Origin of the sequence: Phenylobacterium sp. (genome assembly GCF_025351295.1) — a bacterium.
Lineage (GTDB): Bacteria > Pseudomonadota > Alphaproteobacteria > Caulobacterales > Caulobacteraceae > Phenylobacterium.
The window spans coordinates 1-12745 of sequence record NZ_JANXWD010000108.1 but is presented as its reverse complement, the minus strand read 5'-3'; the positions used below and the strand labels follow the sequence as shown (position 1 = coordinate 12745).

Here is a 12745-nt window from a genome sequence, read left to right as displayed (position 1 = left end):
CATGGGGAGGGACAGACTGCGAAGCAGTCAGGGTGGGGAACTCACGATCCCTACCGACGCCGCGTTCCGGCCCACCGTTCCCCACCCCGCTCGCCTGACGGCGAGTCGACCCTCCCCATGAAGGGGAGGGAAAAGAAAAAGGCCGGCGCTTGCGCCGGCCTTCTCGGTAATTTCGGCGTGGTTCAGGCGGCGCTGAGCTGGGCGGCGGACATCTTGCCGCTGCGCTGGTCGCGCTCGAGCTCGAAGCTGACCTTCTGGCCTTCGTGCAGGGAGGCCATGCCGGCCCGTTCCACCGCCGAGATGTGCACGAACACGTCCGCGCCACCTTCATCGGGCTGGATGAAGCCGAAGCCTTTTTGGCCGTTGAACCACTTCACAGTACCGACTGCCATTTGGATCCCTTTCCGGGTGCAAATATTTCGCGGCGCTGACCGCCGCTTGCATCAAATTCTCGGAGAGGGTCGTGGATAGTTTCCGGGGCCGGAACTTCAGGAAGTCCACACCGAAAGCTCGCGAGCCAGTGCGATATTCGATCGATCCACCATACGACGTCTGCCCATAGGCACAAGGCGACCATGAATAATTTGCCTCAGGTCCACGACAAGACGCAGCTTTAACTGTAGTATGCGGGCTCGCGTCCTTTACGTGGCGAACCGGCTCCGGCGTAAGCCCGTCGAGCCCGATGGAGTACACCCCAATGCGCAACGCCCCCGACAGAGCCGTCTTCACCGTGGTTCGCCACGAGACCGGCTGGGCGGTGGAGCATGACGGGGAGATGCTGGACGCCACCCCGGACAAGGAAGTGGCCAAGGCCGCCGCCAACAAGCGCGCCCGCGCAGCGCAGGACGCCGGCAAGCCCTGTCTCGTCCGGGTCACCGGCGAGCACGGCTTCTTCAACGCGGCCTGATCCGATGGCCCGTCCCGCAACCGTTCCCCGCCGCGGCCCACCGGCGCCCGTGTTCCGCAGCCAGATCGAGGCCGCCGAGGCTGAGGGCGTGCGCCGGGACGACATGACCCTGCGCCTGACGCTCAACGACGTGATCGCGCTGAAGCGCGACCGTGACCTGCCGGTCGCCGACATCAGCTTCGTGGGCGGCGTGATGCGCTACCTGGGCGTCAAGATCGAACAGGGCGGCGTGGCCGAGAGCGTGCTCGACCGCGGGGCGTAGCTCCTGCCCCCGCTCCCCTATTTGGGCATCACCAGCGCCGGGTCCACGGCCCGGTACTTTTCGTCCGGGCTGGGCCGGTAGCGCACCTCGAAGTGGAGCTGCGGCTCGGACACGCCGCCGCTGGAGCCCGCCTCCCCGATCTGCTCGCCCTGGGTCACCTTCTGACGCATGCGCACCCCGACCTTGCCGAGGTTGCTGTAGGCGGTGACCCAGCCGTCGGCGTGGCTGATCAGCACCAGGTTGCCGAAGCCAGGCACCTGGTCGCCGGAATAGATCACCTCGCCGGACGCGGCCGCGCGGACCGGATCGCCGGCGTTGGCGCGGATGTTCAGGCCGTCGTTGCGCGGGCCGCTGCCGCGGCCGCCGAACCCGGAGAGGATCTCGCCCCGCAGCGGCCAGGCGAACAGGCCACGGCCCATCTGCATGATCTGGGCGTCGCTCACCGGCGGACTGGCCGTTGGCGCGCCGTTGAGGCCGCCCTGCGGGTTGTAGGACTGGCTGGGCCGCGGCGTGCGGCCCGACGGATTGTAGGGCTGCGGCGCGCCCGGCAAGCCCTCGGAAGGCGCAGCCGAGCGCGGCGGCGGCAGGGTCTGGCCGACCGGCGGCGGGTTGCGGAACGAGGACGGCGGCGTCTCGTCGCGCTCGGGCCGGGTCGGCGACAGCACCGGTCCCCGGTCGCGATAACCGGCCGGCAGCCGCAGCTTGCGTCCCGGCGCGGCCGTGCCGCCCCGCCGCAGGCCATTGGCCGCACGCAGCTTGTCCACCGAGACGCCGAACCGCTGGGCGATCCCCGCCAGGGTGTCGCCGCGGACGACCACATAGGCCTTGGCCGAGCTGCCGGCGGCGTGGATCGTCTGGCCCGGCCGCAGGTGGTAGGGGCGCTTCAGCCGGTTGAGGCGCGCCAGGTCCTCGATCCCGGTGTCCAGCTTGCGGGCCACCTTCTCCAGGGTGTCGCCCTTGCGGATCCGATAGCCCTTGCCGGGCGCGGCGACCTCGACCACGCGGCCGCTGGCGCCCTCGGTGGGACCGCTCTGCGCCTCGCGGACCGGCAGGGCCTCGGCGTGGCGGCGGCCCTTGGCGCTCGGCGCCGGCGTCTCGTCCCGGGCCGGCTCGGCTCGGGTCTCGTGATCGCCGGGCAGGCGCAGCTTGCGGCCCCGCGCGATCGACGCGCTGCGGCCGATGCCGTTCTCCGCCTTCAACGCTGCGACGGTGACGCCGAACCGCTTGGCGATCGAGAACAGGGTGTCGCCCGACTTGACGACATAGGTCTTGGGCTCGGCCGCGGCGGACGACCTGGCGCCACGCTTCGACGGCTGGTCGGCCGCCGGCTCGGCGCCCTTCGGCCCCTTCAGCACCTGGCCCGGGGTCAGCGGATACGGCTTCCTGAGGTGGTTCGCCTTGGCCAGGGTCTCGATATCGGTCCCGAGCTTGCCGGCGACGATCGCCAGGGTGTCGCCCTTGCGGACCTTGTAGGTCGTGGGCTTGGCCGCTTCGGCCGCGGCGGCCCCTCGGTGGTGGCGCCTCGACTTCACATGCGCCGCGGCGTCGACGGCGGGCGGCGCGAAGGTTAGCACCGGCACGGTCTCGGTGTCCGTCACCGCCGAGCCCAAGGCATGCGCCGCGGTCGGCGGCGGCTGGACGGCCGGGCGCGCGACCGCGAAGCCTGGGGTCGCACCCACGCTGAGCGCTGTGCCGGCCAGCAGGACCAGGACCGTTCGTTCGAGGCGTTTGTTCATCGCCGCTCCGGGGTGGTGACGGTGGGAATCATCGGGGCGTGAGGTGGGATAGTTGCGGCGAGCCGACGCCCCCGCCAACCCGCAATCGGTAGATCAAGCAATAGTGCGCATCCTCGCCGCCGAACCGGTTTCCCGTTCGGCGGGCCGCGCACGACACAAAAAGGTCAGAGCTCCTTGGCCACGCCGTCCAGCAGCGGCACGAAGCGCACGTCGATCAGGTCCTCCACCTGGAAACCCCCCTTGCCGTCGCCGGCATAGCGGCGAAGGCTCTGGACGGGCCCCTTCCCGATCGGCGCCACCAGAATTCCTGTCGGTTTCAGTTGCGAAAGCAAAGCCTTGGGCTCAGCCGGCGCCGCCGCCGTGACCATAATGCGGTCAAAAGGCGCCTGTTCCGGCCACCCCTCGCCGCCATCGCCGAAACGGGTGATGACATTGGTGAGACCCAGTTCCTTGAACCGGCCCTCGGCCTCCTTCATCAGGGTGCGATAGCGCTCCACGGTGTAGACCAGCCGCGCCACCTTCGAGAGGATCGTGGTCTGGTAGCCGCTGCCGGTGCCGATCTCCAGCACCCGGTCGCGGCGGTCGATCCTCAGCGCCTGGGTCATCAGCCCGACCACGAACGGCTGGCTGATCGTCTGGCCGCAGGCGATCGGCAGGGCCGAGTCCTCGAACGCGCGGTCCTTGAACAGCGCCTGGGTGAACAGCGGCCGCGGCGTGGTCTCGACCGCGTGCAGCACCTTGGGCTCGGTCACCCCCTGGCTGCGCAGCGCCAGGATCAGGCGCGCCATCCGGGTCTCAGGCGTGTCGTCGTCGTCCGACATGCCTCAGACCTTCGGAGGGACGCCGCCCAGCTGACCCTTGAGGGCGTGGACGGTAGGTTGATGGGTCAGGTCGATGTGCAGCGGCGTCACCGAAATCCGGCCGTCGTAGAGTGCGCGCAGGTCGGTGCCCTCCGGCGGGCTGGAGCGCAGCTGCTTGAAGCCGATCCAGTAGTAGTCGCGGCCGCGCAGGTCGAGGCGCTTCTCGGCGTGGCGGATCTGGAAATCGCGAAAGCCCTGGCGGGTGACCTCCACCTCCTTGATGTCGGCCACCTCGCCGTTCGGGAAGTTGATGTTGAGCACCACCTCCGCCGGCCAGCCGATCTCCACCAGCCGCTTGATGATACCGGGCGCGAACGCCTCAGCGGCATCGAAGCTCTGGCCGGGTTCGTAGAAGCCCATCTGCGACAGGGCGATCGACGGCACCCCCAGGGCCATGCCCTCGATGGCGCCGGCCACCGTGCCGGACATGGTGACGTCCTCGGCCAGGTTCGCGCCGCGGTTGACGCCGGACAGCACCAGGTCCGGCTTTTTTCCCGGCACCAGGTCGTTGATCCCCAACATCACGCAGTCGGTGGGCGTGCCGGTGGTGGCGAACCGACGCTCGGACAGGGTCCGCACCCGCACCGGATCGGCCAGGGTCAGCGCCCGGCTGGCCCCCGACTGCTCATACTCCGGCGCACAGACCCAGACGTCGTCGCTGAGCTGCGCCGCGATCCGCTCCAGCGCCGCCAGCCCATCCGCATGGATCCCGTCGTCATTGGTAAGCAGGATCCTCACTTTCCCTCCCCTTCATGGGGAGGGACAGACTGCGAAGCCGTCCGGGTGGGGAAGTGTGGGCCGGGGTGCGGAGTCGGAGCTTGATCCTGACTTCCCCACCCGGCTCGCTTCGCGAGCTGTCCCTCCCCATTAAGGGTAGGGAAAGGGGCGGCGGCGCTCACTTCGCGCCCCCGATGTGGGTCACGCCCGGCATGTAGGGATGCAGCGCCTGGGGGATGGCGATGCGGCCGTCCTCGTCCTGGTAGTTCTCCATGATCGCCACCAGGGTCCGGCCCACGGCCAGGCCCGAGCCGTTCAGGGTATGGACAAACCGCGTGCCCTTTTCCCCGGCCGTCTTGGTCCGCGCGTCCATGCGCCGCGCCTGGAAGTCCCCGCAGTTCGAGCAGGAGCTGATCTCGCGGTAGCGGCCCTCCGACGGGAGCCAGACCTCCAGGTCGTAGGTCTTGCGCGCCGAGAATCCCATGTCGCCGGCGCACAGCAGCATGGTGCGGAACGGCAGCTCCAGCCGCTTCAACACCGCCTCGGCGCAGCCCACCATCCGCTCGTGCTCGGCCTCGCTGGCCTCGGGCGCGACGATCGACACCAGCTCCACCTTGTAGAACTGGTGCTGCCGGATCATCCCGCGGGTGTCGCGCCCCGACGCGCCCGCCTCGGACCGGAAGCAGGGCGTCAGCGCGGTGAGCCGCGTCGGCAGATCCTCCTCGGCGGTGATCTGCTCGCGGACCAGGTTGGTGAGTGAGACCTCGGCGGTGGGGATCAGCCAGCGGCCGTCCGTGGTGTGGAACAGGTCTTCCTCGAACTTCGGAAGCTGTCCTGTCCCGAACATTGCCTCATCGCGCACCAGCAAAGGCGGCGACACCTCCAGGTAGCCGTGCTCGCGGGTCTGCAGGTCCAGCATGAACTGGCCCAGGGCCCGCTCCAGCCGGGCCAGTTCGCCCTTCAGCACCGTGAACCGTGATCCGCTCATCCGCGCGGCGGCCTCGAAGTCCAGCAGGCCGGTGGCTTCGCCCAGATCGGCGTGGTTCTTCGGGTTGGAGATGGCGAACGGCTCGCCCCAGCGGCGGACCTCGACGTTATCGTTTTCGTCCGCGCCCGGCGGCACGTCCGGCGCCGGGAGGTTGGGCAGCGATGCGAGGATGGATTGTAGTTGTCCCGCTGCCTCGGGCTCATTGGCCGCCTCAAGCGCCATTGCCTGTTTGAGCGTCTCCACCTCTGCAACGAGGAAGGAAGCCCGATCCTCGTTCTTCTGCGCTTTCGCCTGTCCAATCAGCTTCGACAGCTCATTGCGACGGGCCTGGTGCGCCTCGAAGTTCTGCTTCGCCGCACGCGTGATCCGATCAAGACTCAGAATCTCGTCCACCCGGCCCGCGGAGCCCTTCGCCGCCCAGGCTTTTTCGTAAAGCTCGGGGGTTTCGCGAATGGCTCGGATGTCGTGCATGGGGTCCGCTGGGGGCTTAAGCGGCTCTCTCTAGAGCGCGTCGGGGAAGGCGCCAACTACCTCCCCCATCGCGGCAGCGCTTCGCGGGGGAGGTAGATCAGGTCGCCGCGGCGTCGGCCTTGTCGCGGCGGCGCTCGATCAGCTTCACGCAGAGCACCGAGATGAAATAGAGGCCGATGATCGGCACGGCCAGCAGGGTCTGGCTGATCGGGTCGGGCGGCGTAACCACGGCGGCGACCACGAAGACGCCCAGCACCGCATAGCGCCAGCCGCTCATCAGCATCTTGGAGGTGACGATGCCGGTCATGCCCAGCAGGGTCAGCACCACCGGCAGCTGGAAGCACAGCCCGAAGGCCAGCAGCAGGGTGGTCACCAGGTTGAAATATTCGGAGACCTTGGGCAGCAGCTCCACCGAGATGTTGCCCGCGCCGACGATCTGCTGGCTCAGCGAGAACCACAGCACGAAGGGCAGGATCACGTAATAGACCATCGCCGCGCCCAGCGAGAACAGCACCGGCGCGGCCAGCAGGAACGGCAGGAAGGCGTGGCGTTCGCGCTTGTACAGGCCCGGCGCCACGAAGGCGTAGACCTGCCAGGCCAGGATCGGGAAGGCGATGGCCACGGCGCCGACCCCCGCCAGCTTCACCTTGGTGAAGAAGAACTCCAGCGGCGCGGTGAACACCAGCTTGAGCAGGTGCTGGTTGGGCGCCACCGGCACGGGCTGCTGGCCGATCAGCGCCAGGAACAGGTTGCGGGTGCCGTCCCACAGCCCCTTCGGGTCGAACCCCGTCGGGTGCGCCGCCTCGGCGTTGCGCACCGCCAGCAGGTTCGCCGCGATCTCGAACGGATGCAGCAGCAGGCTGTAGATTTGGGTCGCGAAGGCGAAGCAGAGCACGAAGCCCACGGTCAGGGCCACGATGCTCACCACCAGCCGCTGGCGCAGCTCGATCAGGTGATCCAGCAGTGGGGCGCGCGACGCCTCGATGTCGGACTCTTCCGGAGGGAGGTCGCTCAAGAGCCAGCCTCGGCAGGCTTCTTCGCGCGCGGCCTACGGGTCGGCGCCGCGGGCTTGGGCGCAGCCTTCACCACGACCTTTGCGGCAGCCGGCTTGCGCGGCGTCGCCTTGGCCTTGGCGGGTGCGGGCGCCGCCGTGGCGGCCTGGGGTGCGGCCTTGGGCTTCACCGCGCGCGGCTTGCGGGCCGGCTTGGGAGGCGTCACCGCCGTCTCGGCCGCCGGCGTCAGGGCCTGCATCTCCGTGTACTGGTAGCTCATCGGCGGGTGCAGCTGCACGCCGACGTCGCTCAGGTGCTGCTCGATCTCGCTGACCGTGGACTGCATCTCCGCGTGCCCGGACTGCGCCGCCATGTCGGCGATCTGGCCGTGTCGCATGGCCTCGACCTCCTTGCGCAGTTCGTCCAGTTCGGATTGCCTGGCCATCTCGTCGAAGCTGGCGCGGAACTCCGCCGCCATCCCGCGCAGCTTGGCGGTGAACTGGCCCAGCCGCCGCAGCAGGACCGGCAGGTCCTTGGGTCCGACCACGACCAGGGCCACGATCCCGACGATCAGGAACTCGAGGAAACGTCCTTCAGGAAACATGCATTGGGCCTAGACGAGCTTGTGGCACGCGATCAAGCCTCGCCTGGGCTTCGCCGCCGAGACGGGTGCGATCAGCTGTGGGCCTTGTCGCTCTCGGGGTCCTTGGGCAGCGGCTTGGCGGCGGCGTCACGATGCTCTTCCTCGGCCTTAAGCCCGTCGCGGAACGCGCGGATGCCCTTGGCGGCATCGCCCATCATGCCGGACAGTTTTCCCCGGCCCCCGAACAGCAGGAGCACAACGACGAGGATGATGACCCAGTGAATGGGAGCAAGCGTGCCCATAGAAATCTCCTACACGCGGGGCCCGGCGCCGAAGCCGGCTCTCCGCATCGATTGAGGCTCCATATAGTCCGTCCCGCGACCGGACGCCACGATGAGCTGGGGCGGCCTATCGACCCGCCTCATCGTCGGCCAGGAAGTCCACGTGGAACTCGGGCGAATCCGTCGGGTCCAGCGGGTCCTCGTCGGGCGAGGCGGCGTTGGGGTCGGGCACGGCGAAGTCCGGCGGCAGATCCAGTGACAGCAGGCCCGCGGCCTTCATCTCGCTCATCCCCGGCAGGTCGCCCAGGCCAGCGAGGCCATAGTGCTCCAGGAAGGCGTCTGTGGTGCCGTATGTCACGGGCCGGCCCGGCGTCCGCCGACGGCCCCGCATGCGCACCAGATGCAGCTCCAGCAGGACGTCCAGGGTGCCCCGGCTGGCCTGCACGCCGCGCACCGCCTCGATCTCGGCGCGGGTGACCGGCTGGTGGTAGGCGATGATCGCCAGGGTCTCCTGGGCGGCCTTCGACAGCCGCCGCGGCTCCTCGCGCTCCTCGGTCATCAGCCAGGCCAGGTCCTCGGCAGTCTGGAACCGCCAGCCACCGGCGATCTGCGCCAGGACGACCCCGCGGCCGGCATAGCGGCTGGCGAGTTCCTCAAGGCCACCCGCGACATCGGCGCCCTCCGGCAGCCGGCTCGCCAGGTCCGCGTCGGTCAGCGGCCCGGCGGCGGCGAACAGCAGCGCCTCGATCTCCCGCGCGGTCTCCAGCTTGTCGGTCATCGGCCGGATGCTCCGCAAGCGGGTCCAACTCTCCTCACCGGTAGGGGGAGGGGGACCGCGGAACGCGGTGGAGGGGGTGCGCCGCCGCCCAGACCTATCCTGCAATCCCCCTCCATCCTGCTGCGCAGGGTCCCCCTCCCTCTACGGGTGAGGAGAACAGCGCCCTGATGCTGATGGCTCATGCCGCCGCCTCGCTCTTCCGCGCCCGCAGGTAGATGTCCGCGAAGGCCTCGAGCTGACGGGCTTCCAGCTCGCCCTCCTTGACCAGTTCCAGGCTGGCCGCCAGCGTCGAGGCCACGTAGGAGGCGCGGCTCGGCCCCGCGGTCGGCGTGCCCCTCGGCGCCACCCCGGCCAGCGGGGTCCAGCGGTCGAGGTCGGGCAGCAGGCGGCGCAGGCGGTCGCGGGCGTCTTCCAGCGGATAGGCCACCGGCGCGGCGGGCCTGTAGCTGCGGTGCGCTTCCTTCTGGCGGTGGCCGATGTAGGCGCTCATCAGGCCATAGAGGTCGCCCTCGATACGGCCGGACGGGATGATCCGGATCGCCTCCGGGTCGCCGCGCACGAACACCTCGCGGCCCAGCTGGGCGCGGGTGCGCAGGCCCTCGGCGGCGTCGCGCATGGCCTCCAGCTTGGCGAGGCGGAAGGCCAGCCGGGCGGCCACTTCCTCGGCCGGCGCCTCCTCGGCCCTGGGCTGCTCGACCCTGGGCAAAAGCAGGCGCGACTTCAGATAGGCCAGCCAGGCGGCCATCACCAGATAGTCCGCCGCCAGCGAGAAGCGCCGCCGCCGCGCCTCCTGCACGAAGGCCAGGTACTGCTCGGCCAGCTTCAGCACCGACAGCTTCAGCAGATCGACCTTCTGGGTGCGGGCGAGCGCCAGCAGCACATGCAGCGGGCCCTCATAACCGTCCAGGTCGACGATCAGCGCCTCGCCGTCCTCCGCCGCGGTGGCCAAGTCCAGGCTGGGTTGGAAGCCGCCGCTCATGCTGCGAAGCCTTGGCGAAGCAGGATCATCCGGCCCATCTTCCGTCGAACGCCGCGTCGAAGCGAGCGCGGCCCTCCGCCGCATCGAAAGGCTCCATCGCGCGCGGCAGCCGCGCCATGGCGGCGTCGGCGCGCCGCAGGGCCCGGCCCCGCAGCCGGCCGGTCCCGGCGACCACGGCCTTCATCTCCGCCATGTCGCCGTTGCAGTGCAGGACCACGTCGCAGCCCGCCGCCAGCGAGTCCTCCGCCCGCGCGCGGAAGTCGCCCGCCAGCGCCTTCATCGACAGGTCGTCGCTCATCACCAGGCCGTCGAAGCCGATGGCGCCGCGGATCACCCGGCGCAGGACCGAGCGCGAGGTGGTAGCCGGCCGCTTGCGGTCCACCGCCGCGTAGATGACGTGTGCCGTCATCGCCATGGGCATGTCGGAGAGCGCCTTGAACGGGGCGAAGTCGCGGGCGTCCAACTCCTCCCAGCTGGCCTCCACCACCGGCAGCTCCAGGTGGCTGTCGGCCTTGGCGCGGCCGTGGCCGGGGATGTGCTTGACGATCGGCAGCACGCCGCCGGCGATCAGCCCCTCGGCGGCGGCGCGGCCCAGCAGGGCGACCTCGTGCGGCGTCTGGGCATAGGCGCGGTCGCCGATGATCTCGTGGCCGTCAGGGTCGGGGACGTCCAGCACCGGCACGCAGTCGACATTGATACCCAGCGCCGCCAGGTCGTGGGCCAGCAGGCGCGCGCCGAGCCGCGTGATCTCGCGCCGCAGCAGCGGGTCGTTCCCCGTCAGCTGGCCATAGGCGCGGCCCGGTGGGTAGCGCCGCCAGTGCGGCGGACCCAGGCGCTGCACCCGGCCGCCCTCCTGGTCGATCAGGATCGGCGCGTCGGCCCGCTGCACGGTCCAGCGCAGCTCGGCGACCAGGGCGCGCACCTGGTCCGGGGTCTGGACGTTGCGCGCGAATAGGATGAAGCCCCAGGGCCGGACCTCGGCGAAGAACGCCTTCTCCGCCGCCGTCAGCACCGGTCCTGAACAGCCCAGGATGCAGGCCGTGGCGTTCACCGGACGAAGCAGCTCTTCCCGGCGGCCTGCAGCTTGGCGCAGAACGCCTGGGCGTCGGCCTTGGAGGCGAAGCCGGTGACGGCGGTGCGATAGAGCGTGCCGCCGTTCTTCTCGATCTTCTCCACCCCCTTGCCCTTGCCGGCGGCCAGACCGGGGGCGACGGCCACGGCGTCGCTCCAGGCCTTGTCGGCCAGGGCGGTCGAGGAGACCGCGCCGATCTGCACCACCGCGCCGCCGGCGGCGGGCGGCTTGGCGGGCGGAACCTCGATCTTCTTCGGCTCGGGCTTCGCCGCCGCTTCGGCCTTGACCGGCTTCGGTTTCGCGGGCGGCGCCTTCTCGGCCGGTGGCGCGGGCTTGGGGGCGAGAATGGCGGCGGCTGCCTTGGCCTCCGGCGGCAGGGGCGCAGCCGCCGGGATGACGGGATGGACCGCCGGCGCAGGCGCGGCGGGCTTGGCCTGGACCGGCGGCGCCTGGGTCACCACCACCGGGGTGGTCGGCCGCGCCTGGGGCGCCTCCGGACCCTTGGTAAAGGTGGGGGGCGGCGGCACGGTATCGACCGGCCCGCCCGCCTCGGAGCGATAGACCTGCAGGCCCGCGGCCGGGTCCTGTGGCTGGGCCTCGGGCGGGGCGGCGGACTTGATGGCCTCGACCGGCTTGCCCACCGTCTGCGGCGCCTCGCCGGCGTGGCGCACGCCCGACTGGTAGAACAAGAAGATCGCGCCCACCAGGGCGGCCAGCACCAGTACGCTGAGGACCAGGGTGAGCGGGATCGGCCGCGCACCGCGCACCGGCTGGCGAGGGTCGAAGCTCAACGGCGCATCGGCGGTGGGAGGCGTGTAGGCGCCGCGCTCATGATCGGACATCCGAGGGCTCCGTGGGGTCCAGGCGCGTACGATCGCTCTCGGCACGAATCGCCCGCTTTGAGGGGCAGTCTATCGGACGGCGTGGCGAGACGTGGGCGGCGGCGGCCGATTTCTGTGGGCCTTTCGTCCTCCTCACCGGCGCTCCAGGTCCATCAGGGCCGAGGTGTCCAGGCCGTAGCGGTGGAAGAGGGCGCGGAACTCGCGGAGTTCGTCGGACGACACCTTTCCGGCCCGCAGGCTGATGTGGATGTCGGCGCCCCGCAGCTGGGCGCTCTGCACGGCGCGGATCCGCTTCAGCCAGGTAAGGAACGCGGCCTCATCCCCCAGCGAATGATACATCGGGGCGCGTACGATCAAGACGTCCACGCGGTCAGGTCCAGACGTCGAGGCGAAACAGCTTGTGGTGCTCCTCGATCGCATAGCGGTCGGTCATGCCGGCGATGTAGTCGCAGACCACCCGGGCGCGGCCGCCCTCGTCGCGGCCCTCGGCGCGGGTGAACCACTCGGCGGGCAGGACGTCGGGTTCGGCCATGAACAGCTGGAACATCTCGGCCAGGATGCGGCGGGCCTGGCTGCGGGTGCGGTTGACCTTCCAGTGGCGGTACATCCGCTCCATCAGGAACTTCCGCAGCTGGCCCAGGTCCTCGACCATGTCGCGCGAGAAGGCCACCAGAGCATGGCCCAGCACCCGCACCGCCTCGGGCGAGGCCACACCCTGCGACCGCCGCCGGGTCTCGCCCAGCACGTCGTCGACCATCGCCCCGATCATCCGCCGCACCGCCTCCAGGCGCAGGATGCCCGGCTCGCAGTCCGGATAGTCCGCCGCCGCGCTCAGCACATGCGGCCCGATCAGCGGCACGTGGGCCAGCTCGTCCAGGTTGAACAGCCCGGCCAGCACCCCGTCGTCGACGTCGTGGTTGTTGTAGGCGATGTCGTCGGCCAGGGCGGCGACCTGCGCCTCCGCCGAGGCCCAGGTGTCCAGGCGCAGGCCGTATTCGCCGTCGAACTCGGAGATGGCGCTCCAGGACGGCTTGGCCAGCTGGTCAATCACCGGGCCGTTGTGCTTGATCACCCCCTCCAGGGTCTCCCAGGTCAGGTTCAGCCCGTCGAAGCGCGGATAGCGGCGCTCGAGCTTGGTCACCACCCGGAAGGTCTGGACGTTGTGGTCGAAGCCGCCGAAGCCCTGCATCTGCACCTGCAGCTCGTCCTCGCCGGCGTGGCCGAACGGCGGGTGGCCCAGGTCGTGGGCCAGGGCGATGGTCTCGGCCAGATCGGGG

At 70.2% G+C, this 12745-nt stretch carries 16 protein-coding genes; 2 read left to right on the top strand and 14 right to left on the bottom strand.

What is annotated here, in order from left to right:
* Nucleotides 1-182 precede the first annotated feature (182 nt).
* Nucleotides 183-392 carry a cold-shock protein gene (locus tag Q0R13_RS15885; protein WP_293905651.1) on the bottom strand — a complete coding sequence of 70 codons (210 nt, stop codon included), beginning with the start codon at nt 390-392 and terminating at the stop codon, nt 183-185.
* Between the two features lie 305 nt (nt 393-697).
* Here Q0R13_RS15885 and Q0R13_RS15880 point away from each other — a divergent pair, with 305 nt between their 5' ends.
* Both Q0R13_RS15880 and Q0R13_RS15875 read left to right on the top strand, forming a co-directional pair.
* On the top strand, nt 698-907 hold the full coding sequence (locus Q0R13_RS15880; RefSeq protein WP_293905649.1) for a hypothetical protein: 210 nt from the start codon (nt 698-700) through the stop codon (nt 905-907).
* 49 nt (nt 908-956) lie between these two features.
* Nucleotides 957-1169, top strand: coding sequence for a hypothetical protein (locus tag Q0R13_RS15875; protein WP_293905647.1), 213 nt, complete (start codon nt 957-959; stop codon nt 1167-1169).
* 17 nt (nt 1170-1186) lie between these two features.
* On the opposite strand, the gene Q0R13_RS15870 is transcribed toward Q0R13_RS15875, so the two are convergent.
* The 13 genes from Q0R13_RS15870 to dgt all read right to left on the bottom strand — a co-directional run.
* The gene (locus Q0R13_RS15870) at nt 1187-2905 is read right to left on the bottom strand and encodes a LysM peptidoglycan-binding domain-containing protein (RefSeq protein ID WP_293905645.1); all 1719 of its coding nucleotides are present in this window, start codon (nt 2903-2905) and stop codon (nt 1187-1189) included.
* Between the two features lie 164 nt (nt 2906-3069).
* The gene (locus Q0R13_RS15865) at nt 3070-3726 is read right to left on the bottom strand and encodes a protein-L-isoaspartate(D-aspartate) O-methyltransferase (protein ID WP_293905643.1); all 657 of its coding nucleotides are present in this window, start codon (nt 3724-3726) and stop codon (nt 3070-3072) included.
* Between the two features lie 3 nt (nt 3727-3729).
* Nucleotides 3730-4503 carry a 5'/3'-nucleotidase SurE gene (gene surE / locus Q0R13_RS15860; RefSeq protein WP_293905641.1) on the bottom strand — a complete coding sequence of 258 codons (774 nt, stop codon included), beginning with the start codon at nt 4501-4503 and terminating at the stop codon, nt 3730-3732.
* Between the two features lie 157 nt (nt 4504-4660).
* The gene (serS, locus tag Q0R13_RS15855) at nt 4661-5941 is read right to left on the bottom strand and encodes a serine--tRNA ligase (protein WP_293905639.1); all 1281 of its coding nucleotides are present in this window, start codon (nt 5939-5941) and stop codon (nt 4661-4663) included.
* A 97-nt stretch (nt 5942-6038) separates the two neighbouring features.
* Entirely contained in the window at nt 6039-6956 is a 918-nt protein-coding gene (gene tatC, locus Q0R13_RS15850) for a twin-arginine translocase subunit TatC (protein WP_293905637.1), read from the bottom strand.
* Entirely contained in the window at nt 6953-7537 is a 585-nt protein-coding gene (gene tatB / locus Q0R13_RS15845) for a Sec-independent protein translocase protein TatB (RefSeq protein WP_293905636.1), read from the bottom strand. Before tatB ends, tatC begins: the two co-directional genes overlap by 4 nt.
* A 71-nt stretch (nt 7538-7608) precedes the next feature.
* On the bottom strand, nt 7609-7818 hold the full coding sequence (gene tatA, locus Q0R13_RS15840) for a twin-arginine translocase TatA/TatE family subunit (RefSeq protein ID WP_293905635.1): 210 nt from the start codon (nt 7816-7818) through the stop codon (nt 7609-7611).
* A 106-nt stretch (nt 7819-7924) separates the two neighbouring features.
* Nucleotides 7925-8575 carry an SMC-Scp complex subunit ScpB gene (scpB, locus tag Q0R13_RS15835; protein ID WP_293905633.1) on the bottom strand — a complete coding sequence of 217 codons (651 nt, stop codon included), beginning with the start codon at nt 8573-8575 and terminating at the stop codon, nt 7925-7927.
* Between the two features lie 178 nt (nt 8576-8753).
* Nucleotides 8754-9554 (bottom strand): ScpA family protein, encoded by an 801-nt coding sequence (locus Q0R13_RS15830; RefSeq protein WP_293905631.1) that lies wholly within the window; start codon nt 9552-9554, stop codon nt 8754-8756.
* Nucleotides 9555-9579: 25 nt separating this feature from the next.
* A complete protein-coding gene (gene nagZ / locus Q0R13_RS15825) occupies nt 9580-10605 on the bottom strand; it encodes a beta-N-acetylhexosaminidase (protein WP_293905629.1) in 1026 nt (341 codons plus the stop codon).
* Nucleotides 10602-11468: an SPOR domain-containing protein gene (locus Q0R13_RS15820; protein ID WP_293905627.1), complete on the bottom strand. Its 867-nt coding sequence runs from the start codon at nt 11466-11468 to the stop codon at nt 10602-10604. The genes nagZ and Q0R13_RS15820 overlap by 4 nt, the downstream gene beginning before the upstream one ends.
* 132 nt (nt 11469-11600) lie before the next feature.
* Entirely contained in the window at nt 11601-11834 is a 234-nt protein-coding gene (locus tag Q0R13_RS15815; RefSeq protein WP_293905625.1) for a hypothetical protein, read from the bottom strand.
* Nucleotides 11835-11838: 4 nt separating this feature from the next.
* Nucleotides 11839-12745, bottom strand: a 907-nt coding sequence (gene dgt / locus Q0R13_RS15810) for a dGTP triphosphohydrolase (RefSeq protein WP_293905623.1), incomplete at its 5' end; no start/stop codon positions are given.